A 16,684-nucleotide genomic window follows, 5' to 3' on the forward strand; every position below is an offset into this window, starting at 1 on the left:
CGGAGGTCCCTCGGCGCGACAAGCGCATGTCACTCGGCGCGCATCTGGTGGAATTGCGGCGCCGCCTGCTGATCTCGGTGCTCGGACTCATCGCCGGCATGGTGATCGCGTTCATCGTCACGGACGCCATCATCCAGGTGCTGACCGACCCCATCCGCCTCGTGGCCGAATCGCGCGGCGATGCGGACCAGGTCGCTCTGATGTTCACGACGGTCACGAGCGGTTTCGAGCTGCGCATCCGCATCTCGGTCGTGGTGGGGCTCATCCTCTCCGCGCCCGTCTGGCTGTCGCAGATCTGGCTCTTCGTCATGCCCGGCCTGACGCGGAAGGAGACCCGCTACACGTGGGGCTTCCTCGGCGCCGCGATTCCGCTGTTCTTCGCGGGCACCTACGTCGGCTGGCTGATCGTGCCGCACATCGTGGAGCTGATGGCGACCTTCGTGCCGGACGGCGGAAGCCTGTTCTACGACACCACGTACTACTACGACTTCGTGCTCAAGCTGCTGCTCGTCGTCGGCGTCTCGTTCGTGCTTCCCGTGTTCCTGGTGCTGCTCAACCTCGCCGGGATCATGAGCGGCATCGCGATCCTCAAGGGGTGGCGGGTCGCCGTGCTCGTGATCACGCTGTTCGCCGCGATGGCGACCCCCGCGGCGGACGTGGTGTCGATGCTCATGCTCGCGGGCATCATGGTGGTGCTGTACTTCGCCGCCGTGGGTGTGGCACTGCTCTTCGACCGGCGCCGATCCAAGCGCGAGCAGAAGCTCCTGGCCGACGGACCTCCGGCGTGAGCACGCCGTCGCCCGCGGAGCGCTACGCGGCCGCGAGCGAGGGCCGCCGGCATCCGATCACCGCGAAGTTCGCCGAGGCCCAGAGGTTCTCGCTCGACCCCTTCCAGGTGGAGGCGTGCCGCGCGCTCGAAGAGGGGCGCAGCGTGCTGGTCGCGGCGCCGACGGGTGCCGGCAAGACGATCGTCGGCGAGTTCGCAGTGCACCTGGCGATGCTCGCCGATGGCGACAAGGCGTTCTACACGACGCCGATCAAGGCGCTCTCGAACCAGAAGTTCCGCGAACTCCAGGACGTGTACGGCGCCGAGAACGTCGGCCTTCTCACGGGTGACACCAACATCAACGGCAACGCGCGCATCGTGGTCATGACGACCGAGGTGCTGCGCAACATGCTGTACGCCGATTCGTCGGCGCTCCGCGGCCTGCGTTTCGTGGTGATGGACGAGGTGCACTATCTCGCCGACCGTTTCCGCGGCGCGGTGTGGGAGGAGATCATCATCCACCTGCCGCAGTCCGTGCGGCTCGTCTCGCTCAGCGCGACCGTGTCGAACGCCGAGGAGTTCGGCGACTGGCTCGACACCGTCCGGGGCGACACCGAGGTGATCGTCTCCGAGATCAGGCCCGTGCCGCTCGAGCAGCATGTGCTCGTGCGAGGCGACCTGCTGCCCCTCTTCGATGACCGCGCGGGCGTCGCCACGGCGCAGGTCAACCAGGAGCTCATGCGCATCCGGTCCTTCAAGGGCCAGAACTTCGAGGAGAACCGGCGCGTTCAGAACGCGAACAGCCGACGGCAGCTCGGAGAGGTGAGCCGTCGTCCGAACCGGGGCGGGCGCCGCCCGGTCCGGCCGGGAAACGTGCAGCGCATCGAGCGGCTGGACCGGCCGGACGTGGTGGAGCTGCTGGCCCGCGCCAACCTCCTTCCCGCCATCTTCTTCATCTTCTCCCGCGCCGGATGCGAGGGCGCTGTGCAGCAGGTGCGCCGCGCCGGTGTGCGGCTGACCTCACAGGAGGAGCGCACCGAGATCCGGGAGATCATCGAGGAGCGCACCCGTGCCCTGCACGACGAGGACCTCGCCGTGCTCGGCTTCTGGGAGTGGCGGGAGAACCTCGAGCGGGGAGTGGCCGCACACCACGCCGGTCTGCTGCCGGCCTTCAAGGAGGTCGTCGAGGAGCTGTTCAAGCGCAAGCTCGTGAAGGTGGTGTTCGCCACCGAGACGCTGGCCCTCGGCATCAACATGCCGGCGCGCACCGTCGTGCTCGAGAAGCTCGAGAAGTTCAACGGCGAAGCGCGGGTCGCGATCACGTCGGGCGAGTACACCCAGCTCACCGGCCGGGCCGGCCGGCGCGGCATCGACGTCGAGGGCCATGCCGTCGTGCAGTGGACCGAGGGCGTCGATCCTCAGCAGGTCGCTGCCCTCGCCTCTCGGCGGACGTATCCGCTCAACTCGAGCTTCCGGCCGACGTACAACATGGCGGTCAACCTCATCGACCGGTTCGGGCGTCCGAGAGCCAGGGAGATCCTCGAGTCGTCCTTCGCACAGTTCCAGGCCGACCGCGCGGTCGTGGGGCTCGCCCGTCAGGTGCGCGAGGGGGAGGAGTCCCTCGAGGGCTATGCCAAGGCGATGACCTGCGACCGCGGCGACTTCGCCGAGTACTCGGGCATCCGCCGCGAGCTGAGCGATCTCGAGAAGCAGAACCGGGTCGACGCCGGCGTCTCGCGCGGAACCCGGGAGCGCCGCCAGCAGCAGATCGCCACGCTTCGCAAGCGGATGCAGCGGCATCCGTGCCATCAGTGTCCCGACCGGGAGCAGCACGCCCGCTGGGCCGAGCGGTACTGGAAGCTCAAGCGGCAGGTCGACAAGACGCGCAGCCAGATCGAGCAGCGCACCGGTACGGTCGCGCGGATCTTCGATCGCGTGGTCGATGTGCTGCAGGCCCTCGACTACGTGCGCATCGACGACGAGGGCGCGACGAGCCTGACGCCAGCGGGTCGTACGATGCGCCGCATCTACGGGGAGCGCGACCTGCTCGTGGCGGAGTCCCTGCGGCTCGGACTCTGGAAGAGCCTGGATGCCGCATCCCTTGCGGCGGTCGCCTGCTGCCTGGTCTACGAACCGCGGCGGGACGAGGCAGGGCCCGACGAGCGCGGGTGGCCGCGCGGCCCGTTCCGCGTCGCGCTCAACGAGACGCTCGAGCTGTGGGCCCGCCTCGACGACCTCGAGCAGGACCACCACCTGCCAGGGTCGGAGGCCCCATCCGCCGGACTCGCGCAGGCGATGCACTCCTGGGCGAAGGGCATGCCGCTGGACCGGGTGCTCGACGAGGCCGACATGGCGGCCGGCGACTTCGTGCGGTGGGCGAAGCAGACCATCGATCTGCTCGATCAGCTCTCCATCGTCGCCGAGGACGGCAACCTCGGCCGGACGGCCCGGAAAGCCCTCGACGCCGTGCGCCGCGGCATCGTGGCCTACTCGAGCGTATGAAGCCGCTTCTGCCGCTGTGGGCGGCGCTGCTCGTTGCGGCCGCCGCCGGCCCGATCCTCGATATGGCGTATCCGTCCGTCGGGGCATGGCCCGTCGCCTTCATCGGCGTGACGATGTCTCTGCTCACGCTCATCGGGCGGAGCGCCTGGGGATCCCTGGCGGTCGGCCTCGTCTTCGGCGCGTTCTTCTACTTCGTGCACATCGCGTGGATCACCCGCTACCTCGGCGTCGTCCCGTGGTTCGCGCTGGGCGGGCTCGAGACGCTCTTCATGGGACTGGGCGCCATCCCGATAACTCTGGCGTACCGCTGGATGCCGCGGGCGCTTCCGGCCCGCTGGGCGCAGCTCACGCTGCTGCCGCTGCTGGTCGCCGGACTCTGGACCGCGCGCGAGCTGTTCATGGGGTCATGGCCGTACACCGGCTTCCCATGGGCGCGCCTGGGCATGAGCCAGTCCGAGAGCCCCTTGGCGCACGTCGTGTCCTGGCTGGGCGTGGCCGGGCTGACGTTTCTGATGGTCGCGCTCTGCGCCGCGGCGATCGAGTGGGGGCGCAACGCGCAGTTCAAGGACCTGCGCACGGCGCTGCCCTCCGGCGTCCTCGCGCTGCTGGTGCTCGCCACTCCCGCGTGGCAGACGTCCACGGCGGGCGAGCTGCGGGTCGGCAGCGCGCAGGGGAACGGCCCGTCCGGCTACTTCGATGAGCGAGCGCAGAACGCCGTGCTGCAGGCTCAGGTCGATGCGTCCGTTCCGCTGTTCGGCGAGGACCTCGACGTGCTGCTGTGGCCCGAGGGTGGCATCGACTCGGATCCGCTCCGCAACGAAGCGACCGCGAGCGTGCTGGATGCGCTGGCGGAACGGGTGGGCGCGCCGCTGCTCGTCAACGCGGCCACCACCCGCGGAGAGGACATCTTCAACACGTCGATGCTCTGGGTCGGCGGGGAGGGCGCGGTGCAGCTGCACGACAAGCGCAACCCCGTGCCGATGGGGGAGTACGTGCCCGATCGGCCGTTCTTCGAGGCCCTCGCCCCCGACCTGATCGGCCTCATCCAGCGGGAGTACACGCCGGGCACGAACCCGCCGCTGATCGACCTCGACGGCGTCGGGATCGGCCTGGCGATCTGCTTCGACGTCATCTACGACGGCGTCATCTGGGAAGGCGCCCGCGACGGCGCCCAGGTCTACATGTTCCAGACGAACAACGCCGACTTCCGTGACACCGACGAGAACCTGCAGCAGCTCGCCTTCGCCCGGATGCGGGCCATCGAGACCGGCCGATCCGTGGTGAACATCTCGACCGTGGGAACGAGCCAGGTCATCGGCCCCGACGGCATCACCCTCGACACGCTGCCGGCGGGCGAGGCGGGACAGATGCTGACGGATGTCGAGCTCCGCACGGGCCTCACGCCGGCGGTGCTGCTCGGGCCGTGGGTGCAGGTGCTGATCGGGTGGGGGAGCGTCGCGGCGCTGGTCGCGCTGGGCCTCACCGTCCGCCTCCGCGCACGCAAAGAGACGCCGGCCCCGAAAGGGCCGGCGTCTCTGAACGATGCGCTGGTCTAGGCGCCGATCTTCTCCGCCGTGACGTCTTCACCGGCGCCTCGACGGGCGCGGATGAAGGCGAGGCGCTCTTCGAGCAGCTCCTCGAGCTCGGCGCGGCTGCGGCGCTCGAGCAGCATGTCCCAGTGGGTGCGGGGAATCTTGTCCTCGCTGTGGTCGATGACCGCCGTGCCTTCCCCGATGCGGAGAACCGCTTCGGCACCGCACGTGCGGCACTCCCACGTCTCGGGCGCCTCGGCGTCGGCCGCGAAGGTCAGGGTGGTGTCACGCCCGCACACCGTGCAGGCGTAGATGTGTTGGGTGCGCTCCATGAACACGACGCCCTCTTCGCTCTGTAAGCTCTGGGCACCGAGTCGGATGCCGCGCAAACTGCGGTCTGCCATTGTGTGGTCCTCTCGTCGCTACCCAGGTATAACGTCCTAGTCTGAGCGCATCATCCGAACTGCGGCCATTTTCCGCCCTTTCCCAGTCAATGCACAGCAGCCCTTGTGGCAGCCGCATCCGCGATCTACAATGCGGGCCCTCCGAAGGCACGGAGCGCCGCGTCTGCTCGGTCGGTGACGACGGCATCGACCCCCATGTCGACGAGCCGTCGCATCTGATCCACGTCGTTCACCGTCCACACGTGAACCTCTACGCCCAGGGCGTGCGCCACGTCGAGCAGGCGGGGCGTGAGCAGGCGCAGCCGCCCATGGCGTTCGGGGATCTGGAGCGCGTCGATGCCCTCCAAAGCTCGTACCGCGAGCCGACGCGAGCGCAGCGAAACGGCCATCACCACATCCAGGATGGTGCGGCTCCCCGCGGACGTGGCGGGGCGGATGCCGGCACCGGCGTCGACGGCGGCGTCCACGGCGGCGCGGCGGCGGGCATCGGAGAAGCTCGTCACCAGGACCCGATCGGCGTGCGGCGCGACGATGCGCCCGACCGACGGTGCGGCGTCGGCCGCCTTGACATCGAGGTTGAACCGCACGCCGGGAAAGGCGTCCAGTGCCTGCGCGAGGGTGATCAGACCACCCCGCGGCGCCATCAGCTGCTCGAGCTCTCGCTCGGTCACCTCGGAGACCAGCCGCCGGTCGCCGGTCACGCGCTCGAGGCCCGGATCGTGGAACAGCACGACCGTGCCGTCGACTGTGCGATGGCAGTCCGACTCGATGTAAAGGGCTCCGGCGGCGTGGGCGGCGGCCACGGCGGCGAAGGAGTTCTCCGCGATGCCGTGACTCGCGGCATCCGCCGTCACCAGCCCGCGATGCGCCAGCACCCGGGGGAGCGCGGCTCCGGCCAGGTAGGGATGGGGGCTCACGCGAGGGGAGCGGGAGGCCTGTTCTCGTCGCGCTGCGCCGAGAAGCCGCCGGCGATGCCCTTGAGCGCATCGGTGAGCTCGCTGGGCACGATCCACAGTTTGCTCGAGGCGCTGTCGGCGATCTTCGGCAGCGTCTGGAGGTACTGGTAGGCGAGCAGCTTCTCGTCGGCGTCGCCCCGGTGGATGGCGTTGAACACCATCTCGATGGCTTCGGACTCGCCCTGAGCTCGAAGGACGGCGGCCTGCTTGTCGCCCTCCGCCTTCAGGATCTCCGCCTGCCGCTGTCCCTCCGCCGTGAGGATCGCGGACTGCTTCGTCCCCTCTGCGGTGAGGATGAGCGCCCGGCGGTCCCGCTCGGCGCGCATCTGCTTCTCCATGGAGTCCTGGATGCTGTGCGGCGGGTCGATCGCCTTCAGCTCGACGCGGCCGACCCGGATGCCCCACTTCCCCGTGGCCTCGTCGAGAACGACACGCAGCTGCCCGTTGATGTTGTCGCGACTGGTGAGGGCCTCTTCGAGATTGAGCCCGCCGACCACGTTTCGCAGCGTCGTGGTGGTGAGCTGCTCGACGGCGCCGAGGTAGTTGGCGATCTCGTAGGTGGCGGCGCGGGCATCGGTGACCTGGAAGTAGACGACGGTGTCGATCGAGACGACCAGGTTGTCCTCGGTGATGACGGGCTGGGGCGGGAACGAGACCACCTGTTCACGCATGTCGATGAGCGGGCGCACCCGGTCGATGAAGGGCACGAGGAGGTTCAGTCCGGGCATCAGCGTCTTGTGGTACCGGCCGAGGCGCTCGACGACGCCCGCCGTGGCCTGCGGGATGATCCGGATGGAGCGCACGATGATGACCAGCACGAAGACGAAGACCGCGAGGGCCAGCACCCACCCGATCACCGTGGGGATGTACTGCGTCACTTCGGTCACGCTTGCGGCGGTTCTCACAGCTGTGGCTCGCTCTCGGAGGTGATGGCGCCCTCGGCCGGCGTCACCAGGGCGGTCGCGCCGTCGATGGCCGCGACGGTCACGGAGGTGGCGGGGGGAAGTTCGTGGCCATGGGTGCGAGCGGTCCAGACATCGCCGTTGCTGAGCTTCACCTGTCCGCTCAGGCGGGAGACCGTCGAGATGACCTGCCCGTGCAGGCCGATCAGGGCCTCCACGTTGCTCTTCGCGGGGTCCTCACCGCGGCGCAGTCGTCGCAGGAGCGGTGGACGGATGGTGAACAGCAGCACGGCGGCCGCCAGGGCCGCGATGATCACCTGCAGCCAGACGGGCGCTCCCAGAAGGTCTGACAGAAGTCCGACGATCCCTCCGATGCCGAGCATCAGGAAGGTGAAATCGAGGGTGAGCATCTCGATGATGAGGAAGGCGGCGATCAGGACGAGCCACCCGATCCATGCGTACTGTTCGATGGTCTGGATGAGCTCCACGGTGTGCCTCCCTGCTCTCGAACCTATCACGGTGGTCCTTTCGGAGGACGGGATCCGAGGCCGCCGGAGCCCGTTCCGAAGTGGCCTCGGCGGTGCCGGTTGGTAGGGTCGAAGGGCCCCTCGCGAGCACCTCGGAGGGGCGCGACCGCGTACGAGAAACCGAGGAGTCACCCGTGTCCGAGTCCCTTGCACCAGGATCGCTGAGCGGCAGGACCGCGCTCGTCACGGGGTCGTCCCGAGGGATCGGAGCCGACACCGTCCGCCACCTCGCGGCGGCTGGCGCCGACGTCGTCATCAACTTCCGCAACAAGGCGCCGCGGGCCGAGAAGCTCGCCGCGCAGCTGCGCGAGACGGGGGTCCGCGCTCTCGTGGTCGGCGCCGATCTGACGGATCCGGCATCCGTCGCGGACATGTTCGACGAGGTGCGGCGCGAGTACGGAAAGCTCGACATCCTGGTGCTGAATGCCTCCGGAGGCATGGAGTCGGGCATGGCCGAGGATTACGCGCTGAAGCTCAACCGCGACGCTCAGGTGAACGTGCTGCAGACGGCGCTGCCGCTGCTCGGCGACGGCTCTCGGGTGGTCTTCGTCACCAGCCACCAGGCGCACTTCATCGAGACGACGCCGACGATGCCCGAGTACCTCCCGGTGGCTCTCTCGAAGCGAGCGGGCGAGGACGCGCTCCGCGCCCTGATCCCCGAACTCGAGGGGCGCGGAATCGAATTCGTGGTCGTCTCGGGCGACATGATCGAGGGCACCATCACGGCGACGCTCCTCGAGCGGGCGAACCCGGGGGCGATCGCCGGACGTCGCGACGCGGCCGGCAAGCTCTACAACGTCGACGAGTTCGCCAGGGAGGTCGCGCTGGCCGCCGTCGAACCCGTGCCGGCCGGCAACACCCGTCTCGTCGGCGACACGAGCGACTTCGAAGGAAGGTGACGATGCGCCCCGCCGACATCGACAAGCTGGTCTCCGTCTCCCGGCCCACGGTCGCGCCCGACGGATCGTTCGCGATCTTCGCGACGTCGCGCCCGGATGCCGCCGCGAACCGGAACGTCGGTCAGCTGTGGCGCGTGGAGCTCGACGAGCCGGGAGCACCGCGCCGCCTCACGCGGGGCGTCGCGGATTCGTCACCGCGGCTCGCGCCCGATGGCGGTCTCGTGGCGTTCCTGCGTGGCGACGAGAAGAAGCGGCCGCAGCTGCATGTCGTCGCCGCCGCCGGGGGAGAGCCGGTGCAGGTCACCGACCAGCCGCTGGGGGTGGGCTCCTTCGACTGGGCGCCGGACGGAGCGCGCCTGGCCTATTCGGCGCGTGTGCCGGAGAAGGGACGCTACGGCTCCGTGGAAGGACTGGATGCCGACGCCGAGGCGCCTCGGCGCATCACGGGCATCCGGTGGCACGCCAACGGTCTCGGGTACATCGCCGACCGGCCCGCGCAGGTCTTCGTCGTGGATGTGCCGGATGTCGGGGCGGAGCCGCTCTACGCCCCTGCTTCGTCCGTGCTGCCGGAGGGTGCCCAGGCGCCGAAGAAGCCGGCCGTTCCCGCCGAGTCGATCCAGGTGACGTCGGGCGTGGCCGATCACGGCAGCGTCGTCTTCTCGCCCGACGGCTCCGAGGTGCTGACCGTGGTCGATGAGATCGAGGCGCACCGCCGGGATCTCCGCTCGCGGCTGGTGGCCGTGCGCGTCGACGGCTCGGGCGAGCGCGAGGTGCTCGGCCGCACGGCGAACCTGTCTTTGTCGGATGTCGCCGTCGCCGGAGACGGCGCGATCGCCGTGCTCGCCTCGGACGTCGGCGCGGAGGGCATCGACTTCGTCGCGCCGGGCGTGGCGCTGTGGCTGCTCGAGGAGGGCGGTCCCCGACGGATCACCGATGCCGATACGGTCGATCTCGGCGAGGTGGGCAGTCACATCACGCCTCTCGGCGACGACTTCCTCGTGCAGAATCGCACGCGCGGCCGGGTGCACCTTCTGCGGATCACGCGTGCCGGCGAGTCTGCGGCGGTGATCGGCGGAGACGTCGAGGTCGGTGGCCAGGATGCCGCGGGTGAACGCATCGTGGCGACGCTGGCCCGGCCCGACACGTTCGGCGAGCTCGTGCTCGTCGAGAACGGCTCCGTCCGCCCGCTGACCGACTTCGGTGCGGAGCTGCGGCGCGCGCGGCTGGCTCCCGTGCGCGAGCTGACGATCGACGGACGCGACGGCTACCCGGTGCACGGCTGGGTGGCGGTGCCCGACGGCGAGGGGCCGCACCCCGTCATCCTCATGATCCACGGCGGTCCGTATGCCACGTACGGCATCCACCCCTTCGACGAAGTGCAGACCCTGGTGGACGCCGGCTACGCCGTCGCCTACTGCAACCCGCGCGGCTCCGCCGGGTATGGACGCGAGCATGGCCGCAGCATCCGCCAGGCCATGGGGACCGTCGACTTCGCGGACGTTCTCGACTTCCTGGACGGCGCGGTCGCGTCGGACGACGGGCTGGACGGCGCGCGCGTCGGCGTGATGGGAGGGTCGTACGGGGGCTACCTGACCGCGTGGGTGATCGGGCACGAGAACCGCTTCGCCGGCGCCATCGTGGAGCGGGGATTCCTCGACCCCGTGTCCTTCCAGGGCACCAGCGACATCGGATCGTTCTTCGGCGACGAATACGTCGGGATCGACTCGGAGGCCATGCAGCGGCAGAGTCCCATGGCGGTGGTGGGCAAGGTGCGGACCCCCACGCTCGTCCTTCATTCCGAGCTGGACTTCCGCTGCCCGCTCGAGCAGGCGACGCGGTACTACTCGGCCCTGAAGCGCAACGGCGTGGATGCGGAACTGCTGATCTTCCCCGGCGAGAATCACGAGCTGACGCGGTCCGGGCAGCCCCGGCACCGTCTGGAGCGCTTCGACGCGGTGCTGGACTGGTGGGCGCGCAAGCTGCCCGTCCGCGGCTGATACCACGAGCGCCCCATACGCTCACGCAGAAGGGCCCGGGACACGTCCCGGGCCCTTCTGCGTGCGTGCCTCGGTCAGGCCCGGCTGTTGCCGAACGTGAACGCGCGCACGATCTGGATGATGCCGAGCACGACGAGCCCGATGCCGAGCAGCCACCAGAGGACCGCCGCCCCGTAGAGGGGGGAGAAGAGCAGTGCGATACCGGCGATGATGCTGATGATCGCGAAGAAGACGGTCCAGCCCTTCGATCGGGCGTCCCCGAGGGTCGAGAGGGCCACCACGCCTTCGACGATCCAGAGGATACCCACGAGGATGCCCGCGAAGGTCGCGAACCACGCGGCCGTCTGACTCAGGTTCGCGAATGCGACCACGCCGGCGATGATGAACAGGATGCCGAGCACGATGTGGCCGAGGCGGGACCAGCCGCGCTTGTTCTTGGAGAAGATCCCGAGACCGGCGTACACCAGGCCGGCGGCGATGACGTAGACGGCGATGATCGCCGTGACGACGACCGCGGACTTGCCCGGCCAGACCAGGATCGCGATACCGACGATGAGGGAGATCACTCCGCCGAGACCGAGGGCGGTACGGATGCCGTTGAGGGCCGCCGTATCCTCAGAGCGGGGGGTTGCAGAGGACATGAAAGTGCCTTTCTGGGAATTTACTGTGAGTGGCGTCCCTCAGATTACGCCTTCCCGGCGTGGCGCCCCCGCACATTTCAGTGGCGCGTCACATCACGATAAGAGCACGGATACGAGCAGCAGCACGGGGATGCAGCCGATCGTGGTCAGGAAGATCGTGTCGCGGGCGATCGTCTCGCCGACGTCGTACCTCTGCGCGTAGTTGAAGACGTTCTGGGCGGTGGGAAGGCTCGCCAGCACGACGACGATCAGCACGCCGCTGGGGGAGAGGTGGAAGACGAAGGCACCGAGCGCCCACGCCACGACAGGCATCGCGATCAGCTTCAGCGCGGTCGCGAGCACGATGTCGCGACGACTTCCCGCCGAGGTCAGCACGCGCTGGCCGTGCAGCGAGATGCCGTAGCTGATCAGCATGATCGGCACGCACGCGTTGGCGATGAGCGTGAGCGGATCGAGCGCGATGGGCGGCAGCTCGATGCCGGACAGCGACACCAGCACGCCGAGTGCGGAGCCGATCAGCATCGGGTTGCGCACCGTCTGCCGCATGATGCGCCCGAACGACTTCGCTCCTGAGGTGGCGGCATCCAGCAGTGCCAGCGAGATCGGCATGAAGACGAGCAGCTGCACGAGGATCACGGGAGCCGAGTAGGCGGCGTTGCCGAGCAGGTAGAGCGAGATCGGGATGCCGATGTTGTTCGAGTTGACCATTCCGCTCGAGAGCGCTGCCACCAAGGTGTCGCCCAGTCCGCGGCGCCACAGGAGGCCACTGAACACGGCCTGCACGGCGAACACGACGATCGCCGCGAGTGCCGACACCGGCAGCAGCGACGAGAAGAGCGTCCGGACGTCCGCGCCGGCCAGCACGACGAAGAGCAGGAAGGGCGACAGCACGAAGAACGTCAGGCGGCTCAGCACGAAGCGCGCGTGCTCGCCGAGCAGGTCGAGCCGTCCGAGGATGTAGCCCACGACGATCGCGAGTCCCACGACGACGAATCCGGTGAACACGCCGATCATGCGAGACCTGGGGATCTCAGGAAGCGAACCGCAAGGCGGACGCCGCGGTCGCGGCGTCGCGATGTCATGCTCCGAGCCTAGGGGTTCATCGTTGCGCGGCGATTCGCGCAATTGCCGATAATGCGCATTATGTCAGTTCGAGGAGAATCACGTCGCGCAACGGGCGAACTAAGGCGTCCCCCGCAGCGCCTGGGTCTCTTCACGATTGATCTCCGTGGCGCGCGTGAAGAGCTCCTCGGCGAACTGGAGCTGCTCGTCGCTCAGCGTCTCCAGGTAGTCGGCCCAGCGTGCTGCGATTCGTCCGTAGATCGGCCCCACCTTCGCCAGAACCGTCTCGGGCACCGCCGTGACGATGACCCGGCGGCGGTCCGCCCCGTCGCGCTGGCGGGTGACGTAACCCGCCCGCTCCAGGCGGTCGATGACGGCGGTGATCGCCCCTCCGGCGGTCATGCCCGTGCGCTCGGCCAGTTCCCCCGGTGTCGCCGGGCCCTCGCTCATCAGCAGGCCCACCGCCTGCATGTCGGTGCTGTTGATGCCGCCGTAGCGTGCAACGGCATCCTGGAAGAGCACCGCTCGCGCCATGAAATCGCGCATGACGTCTGCCATGCGCTGGATCGATGAGTCCCGCGTTGACTCTTCCACCGGCATCCGCTATTCTCTCCAAATACGAGAGGCTCCATATGCGAGAGTCTCCAGCTCACTCCACACTAGCAAAGGTTCTTCGCTCATGCCCAGAGCACTCGTCATCGGCGCCGGCATCGCGGGTCCGGCCACCGCCCTCTTCCTCACGCGGGCCGGGTGGGATGTCGAAGTGTTCGAAGCCGCCGACTCCCCCGACCCGTACGGCGGGCTCTTCCTCAACGTCGCGACCAACGGCCTCGCGGTGCTCGCACAACTCGGGCTGCGGGAGCGCCTGCTGACGGATGCACACAGGGCGTCGCGCATGGTGATGCTCAGCGGAACCGGGCGCACCCTCGGCGAAGTTCCCAACGGTCCCGCCCGCGACCCTGAGCGAGGCAGCGTCATCGTGCGGCGAGCCTGGCTGCACCAGGTGATCCGCGAGGCCGCGACGGCCGCCGGCATCCCGTTCCGCTCCGGCGCGCGCCTGGCCTCCATCGAGGAGACGCCGACCTCTGTGCACGCGCGCTTCGCCGATGGAAGCACCGCGGAGGGCGACATCCTCATCGGTGCCGACGGCATCCATTCCCTCACCCGGCGCTGGATCGATCCGTCGGCACCGGTCCCCCGCTACTCGGGACTCGTCGGCACGGGCGGGATCGCGCGGATCGACGGGCTCCAAGCGACGCCCGACGCCCAGCACTTCGTCTTCGGGGCGCGCTCATTCTTCGGCTATCTGGTGCGGCACGACGGCACCGCGTACTGGTTCGCGAACCTGACGATGCCCGAGCCGCCCCGAGGGTGGCTCACGGGCGTCTCGAGCGCGGAGTGGCTGATCGAACTGCGTGACCTGCACTCGGACGATCCGAGCCCGGTGCCGCAGATCCTGGCCGGCACGGACGAAGAGCTGACCGGGTACCCGATCTACGATTTGGCCGGTGTGCGCTCCTGGAGCCGGGGGCGCGTCGTGGCCGTCGGTGATGCGGTGCACGCGACCTCCCCCAGTTCCGGGCAGGGCGCGTCGCTCGCGCTGGAGGATGCGATCACCCTGGCGCGGTGCCTGCGCGATCGACCGGACCGCGCCACCGCCTTCGCGGACTACCAGGCCGTTCGCGCGCCGCGGGCGGAGGCGGTGGTCCGCTACGCGCGCCGCATCGACGCGCAGAAGCGGGTGACCAAGAGCCGTCTGGGCATCGCCATCCGGGACTGGATGATGCCTCGCTTCCTGAAGAATGCCGCCGACGACACCCGCAACGACTGGCTCTACAACCACGAGATCCCCTGGGAGCGACCGGTCGAGGGGGCCGCCGCGAAGCAGCCTCAAACGGGCGGGTGACCTCAGGCCTTTTCGCCGTTCGCGGTCGCCTCGATCCAGTCGATCGCCTCGTCGGAGAGGTAGAACCCGTCCGGTCCCTCTTCGCCGATCCACCATGCGTCCGAGGTGAGCGAGCCGCCGGCCGCGACGATCTTGGTCAACACGTCCGGGGCGACGGCTTCCCCGTTGTGGGTGACCAGCCATTCCTTGGCGGTGGGGTCGATCTTCGGCCACCACTCGATGATCTCCATACCGCGAGCCTGTCACCCTGCGCAGCCGACGGAAAGGCCGCTGTGCGTTGGGCGGTGGAGACGCTCCTGGGTCGGTCGCGATACGTTTCACGCGTGAGTTCATCACCCTTCGCGCCATGTCTGGAGAGCCGATGATGTCCGGCGGCGAGGTCGTCGCACTTTTCAGATCGTTCCGTGCAGCGGGCATCCGGGCGTGGGCGGGCGGCGGTTGGGCCGTCGACGCGCTGGTCGGCCGGCAGACGCGCGAGCACGGCGACCTCGATCTTGCCGTCGACAGCGTGCACCTCATGGGCCTCCTCGACCTCCTCGACCGCGACGGCTTCTCCGTCACCGTCGACTGGGCGCCTTCGCGACTGGAGCTCACGGCAGCGGACGGGCGCGTGGTGGACATCCATCCCGTCGCATTCGGTGCTGACGGCAGCGGAGTGCAGACCGGACTCGGCGGCGGGAGCTTCCACTACGCCGCGGATGGCTTCAGCATCGGCACGATCGAGGGCGTGCCGATCCCGTGCCTCTCGGTGGATCAGCAGCTGCGGTTTCGGGAGGGATACGCACCGCGACCCGTCGATGTGCACGATGTCGCGCTGCTGACGGAGCTGGCCCGCGGTCGTGGACAGGCCGGGTGACCTTCACCGGCTCACCTGTGGCCTCGTCCGGCGGACTCCACCACCACGAGCTGCTGCGTAGCTCGGGTCATCGCGACGTAGCGATCCACCGCTCCCTCGATTCCCGTGCCGAACCGATCCGGATCGACGACCACGACGAGGTCGAACTCGAGGCCCTTCGACAGCTCCGGCGTCAGCGACCGGACCCGTGTGGTCTCCGGGAGGCTCGTGTCGCCGATGACGCAGGCGATGCCCTCCGCGTGCGTCGCCAGCCAGTTCTCGATGAGAGCCGGCAGCTCGGAGGCCGGCGCGTGCAGCACGGGGATGCCGCTGCGTCGGATCGGGGTCGGCACATTTGCGTCGGGAAGCGCCGCCCGGATGACCGGCTCCGCTTCGGCCATGATCTCTTCGGGCGTGCGGTAGTTGATGCTGAGGGACGCGAGCTCGACGCGGTCGACCCCGATCCTGCGCAGCCGCTCCTCCCACGATTCCGCGAAGCCGTGTCGCGCCTGCGCCCGATCCCCCACGATCGTGAAACTGCGGGAGGGGCATCGGCCTAACAGCATCCGCCATTCCGCGTCCGTGAGCTCCTGGGCTTCGTCGACGATGATGTGCGCGAACGGCCCGGCGAGCACCTCCGGCTCGGTCCGCGGCAGAGTGGATTCGTTCGCCAGGGCGTTCTGCAGGTCCTCCCCCCGCAGCATCGACATCACGAGCATCTCGGAGTCATCCGACGCGATGAGATCCGCCACGACGTCCGCCATCCGGTCGCGCTCTGCAGCGGCCGCGGCTTCTTCGCGGCGTCGGCGCCTGGAAGCCTCCGGGTCGCCGACCCGCCGCCGGGCGGCATCCAGGAACGGAAGGTCGGAGACCGTCCATGCCGCGGGGTGTCGCCGTTGCAGCGCCGACACCTCGGCGGCACTCAGCCACGGCGCACAGGCCGCGAGGTAGGCGGGAACCGACCACAACTCGCCGACGACGCCCGCCGGGTCGAGCAGTGGCCAGGCGTTGGTGAAGGTCGTGGTCAGTTCCTCGTTCTGCGCCAGCTCGCGGCGCAGCAGCTTCGGTGGCACGCCGGCGTCGTCGAGCTGATCGGTGAGGATGTCCAGCAGGGCCCCCCACACCTGGTCCCGCGCCTCGTTGTGCGGTGTGCCGGGGTCGGCGGCGTCGAACGCCTCGGCCCACTCGGCGGCGCTCAGCCAGAGGTCCGCCCAGGGCCGGTCCAGCGATATCGCCGCCGGCTCGTCAGGCCCATCGGGTTCGCGTGGGTGGCACCGAAGAACGGTTCGGCCGCGGGCGAGCGCCAATCGATCAGCAGACGAGCGCCGTTCTCGTCCGTGAGGCCGAACCGCCCGACGTACAGCGGCTCCGGATCATCCGCTCGGACCATCCGTCCGAGGCACACATCGAGCCCGAAGCGGCGCAGCAGACGCAGTCGTGCGGTGAGCTGGTGGATCTGGATGTCGCGGTCCATCGCCTGCTGCCCCACGCCGCCCGGTGCCAGGCGGACGGCATCGACGCGGTCGGAGAGGTCAGCGATCGAGTGCTCGAGGGTCTCGGCGATCGTCGCGAAGCGTTGTTCATCGTCCGCGATCAGCGCGGGATCGGCCTTGGCGGCGAGACGGTCGGGAAGGCGGAATGCGCCGGCGGTGAGAGTCACGATCAACGAGTCTGCGCCACGACCGGGGTCTTGCCGCAAGCCCCCGGTCGCGCTATAGATTGAGAGTGGAAGGGAGAGTTTCTCCCTTCCTTTCG

The 16,684-nt window shown here is 69.1% G+C and carries 17 protein-coding genes; 7 read left to right on the forward strand and 10 right to left on the reverse strand.

Translation table 11 applies throughout. From position 1 onward, the window contains the following. Positions 1–26: 26 nt before the first annotated feature. Genes tatC through lnt form a run of 3 tightly spaced genes read left to right on the forward strand, consistent with a single transcriptional unit; the run spans position 27 to position 4,824 of the window. Positions 27–788 carry a twin-arginine translocase subunit TatC gene (gene tatC / locus ACLQ2Q_RS04075; RefSeq protein ID WP_425818631.1) on the forward strand — a complete coding sequence of 254 codons (762 nt, stop codon included), beginning with the start codon at positions 27–29 and terminating at the stop codon, positions 786–788. Further along, positions 785–3,268, forward strand: a complete 2,484-nt coding sequence (locus tag ACLQ2Q_RS04080; RefSeq protein ID WP_425818189.1) for a DEAD/DEAH box helicase — start codon at positions 785–787, stop codon at positions 3,266–3,268. Before tatC ends, ACLQ2Q_RS04080 begins: the two co-directional genes overlap by 4 nt. Then, the gene (gene lnt / locus ACLQ2Q_RS04085; RefSeq protein WP_425818191.1) at positions 3,265–4,824 is read left to right on the forward strand and encodes an apolipoprotein N-acyltransferase; all 1,560 of its coding nucleotides are present in this window, start codon (positions 3,265–3,267) and stop codon (positions 4,822–4,824) included. The genes ACLQ2Q_RS04080 and lnt overlap by 4 nt, the downstream gene beginning before the upstream one ends. Here the strand turns inward: lnt and ACLQ2Q_RS04090 are convergent. The 4 genes from ACLQ2Q_RS04090 to ACLQ2Q_RS04105 form a co-directional block, all read right to left on the reverse strand. After that, positions 4,821–5,204, reverse strand: a complete 384-nt coding sequence (locus ACLQ2Q_RS04090; protein ID WP_425818193.1) for an RNA polymerase-binding protein RbpA — start codon at positions 5,202–5,204, stop codon at positions 4,821–4,823. The genes lnt and ACLQ2Q_RS04090 overlap by 4 nt on opposite strands. Before the next feature lie 125 nt (positions 5,205–5,329). Further along, positions 5,330–6,121, reverse strand: a complete 792-nt coding sequence (locus tag ACLQ2Q_RS04095; protein ID WP_425818195.1) for a glycerophosphodiester phosphodiesterase family protein — start codon at positions 6,119–6,121, stop codon at positions 5,330–5,332. Beyond that, entirely contained in the window at positions 6,118–7,047 is a 930-nt protein-coding gene (locus ACLQ2Q_RS04100; protein ID WP_425818197.1) for an SPFH domain-containing protein, read from the reverse strand. Before ACLQ2Q_RS04100 ends, ACLQ2Q_RS04095 begins: the two co-directional genes overlap by 4 nt. A gap of 14 nt (positions 7,048–7,061) precedes the next feature. Continuing rightward, positions 7,062–7,550 (reverse strand): NfeD family protein, encoded by a 489-nt coding sequence (locus ACLQ2Q_RS04105; RefSeq protein ID WP_425818199.1) that lies wholly within the window; start codon positions 7,548–7,550, stop codon positions 7,062–7,064. Positions 7,551–7,723: 173 nt separating this feature from the next. Here ACLQ2Q_RS04105 and ACLQ2Q_RS04110 point away from each other — a divergent pair, with 173 nt between their 5' ends. Together ACLQ2Q_RS04110 and ACLQ2Q_RS04115 are read left to right on the forward strand one after the other, a co-directional pair. Next, positions 7,724–8,488 carry an SDR family oxidoreductase gene (locus ACLQ2Q_RS04110; protein ID WP_425818201.1) on the forward strand — a complete coding sequence of 255 codons (765 nt, stop codon included), beginning with the start codon at positions 7,724–7,726 and terminating at the stop codon, positions 8,486–8,488. A gap of 2 nt (positions 8,489–8,490) precedes the next feature. Continuing rightward, complete coding sequence (locus tag ACLQ2Q_RS04115) at positions 8,491–10,485, forward strand: S9 family peptidase (protein ID WP_425818202.1); 1,995 nt, start codon at positions 8,491–8,493, stop codon at positions 10,483–10,485. Positions 10,486–10,559: 74 nt separating this feature from the next. Here ACLQ2Q_RS04115 and ACLQ2Q_RS04120 read toward each other — a convergent pair whose 3' ends face one another. From ACLQ2Q_RS04120 to ACLQ2Q_RS04130, 3 genes are all read right to left on the reverse strand, one after another. After that, complete coding sequence (locus tag ACLQ2Q_RS04120) at positions 10,560–11,126, reverse strand: HdeD family acid-resistance protein (RefSeq protein ID WP_425818204.1); 567 nt, start codon at positions 11,124–11,126, stop codon at positions 10,560–10,562. A 93-nt stretch (positions 11,127–11,219) separates the two neighbouring features. Beyond that, complete coding sequence (locus ACLQ2Q_RS04125) at positions 11,220–12,140, reverse strand: AEC family transporter (protein WP_425818206.1); 921 nt, start codon at positions 12,138–12,140, stop codon at positions 11,220–11,222. A gap of 168 nt (positions 12,141–12,308) precedes the next feature. After that, positions 12,309–12,746 (reverse strand): MarR family winged helix-turn-helix transcriptional regulator, encoded by a 438-nt coding sequence (locus ACLQ2Q_RS04130; protein ID WP_425818208.1) that lies wholly within the window; start codon positions 12,744–12,746, stop codon positions 12,309–12,311. 121 nt (positions 12,747–12,867) lie between these two features. On the opposite strand from ACLQ2Q_RS04130, the gene ACLQ2Q_RS04135 reads away from it, so the two are divergent. After that, on the forward strand, positions 12,868–14,094 hold the full coding sequence (locus tag ACLQ2Q_RS04135) for an FAD-dependent monooxygenase (protein ID WP_425818210.1): 1,227 nt from the start codon (positions 12,868–12,870) through the stop codon (positions 14,092–14,094). 2 nt (positions 14,095–14,096) lie between these two features. Here the strand turns inward: ACLQ2Q_RS04135 and ACLQ2Q_RS04140 are convergent, their stop codons facing one another. Then, entirely contained in the window at positions 14,097–14,324 is a 228-nt protein-coding gene (locus ACLQ2Q_RS04140; protein ID WP_425818212.1) for a hypothetical protein, read from the reverse strand. Positions 14,325–14,440: 116 nt separating this feature from the next. Here ACLQ2Q_RS04140 and ACLQ2Q_RS04145 point away from each other — a divergent pair, with 116 nt between their 5' ends. Next, the gene (locus ACLQ2Q_RS04145) at positions 14,441–14,950 is read left to right on the forward strand and encodes a nucleotidyltransferase domain-containing protein (RefSeq protein WP_425818214.1); all 510 of its coding nucleotides are present in this window, start codon (positions 14,441–14,443) and stop codon (positions 14,948–14,950) included. Positions 14,951–14,961: 11 nt separating this feature from the next. Here the strand turns inward: ACLQ2Q_RS04145 and ACLQ2Q_RS04150 are convergent, their stop codons facing one another. Both ACLQ2Q_RS04150 and ACLQ2Q_RS04155 read right to left on the reverse strand, forming a co-directional pair. Beyond that, on the reverse strand, positions 14,962–16,236 hold the full coding sequence (locus tag ACLQ2Q_RS04150) for a hypothetical protein (protein ID WP_425818215.1): 1,275 nt from the start codon (positions 16,234–16,236) through the stop codon (positions 14,962–14,964). Then, entirely contained in the window at positions 16,125–16,589 is a 465-nt protein-coding gene (locus tag ACLQ2Q_RS04155) for a hypothetical protein (RefSeq protein ID WP_425818217.1), read from the reverse strand. The genes ACLQ2Q_RS04150 and ACLQ2Q_RS04155 overlap by 112 nt, the downstream gene beginning before the upstream one ends. Positions 16,590–16,684 lie beyond the last annotated feature (95 nt).

It is taken from the genome of Microbacterium sp. DT81.1 (assembly GCF_049844955.1).
Lineage (GTDB): Bacteria > Actinomycetota > Actinomycetes > Actinomycetales > Microbacteriaceae > Microbacterium.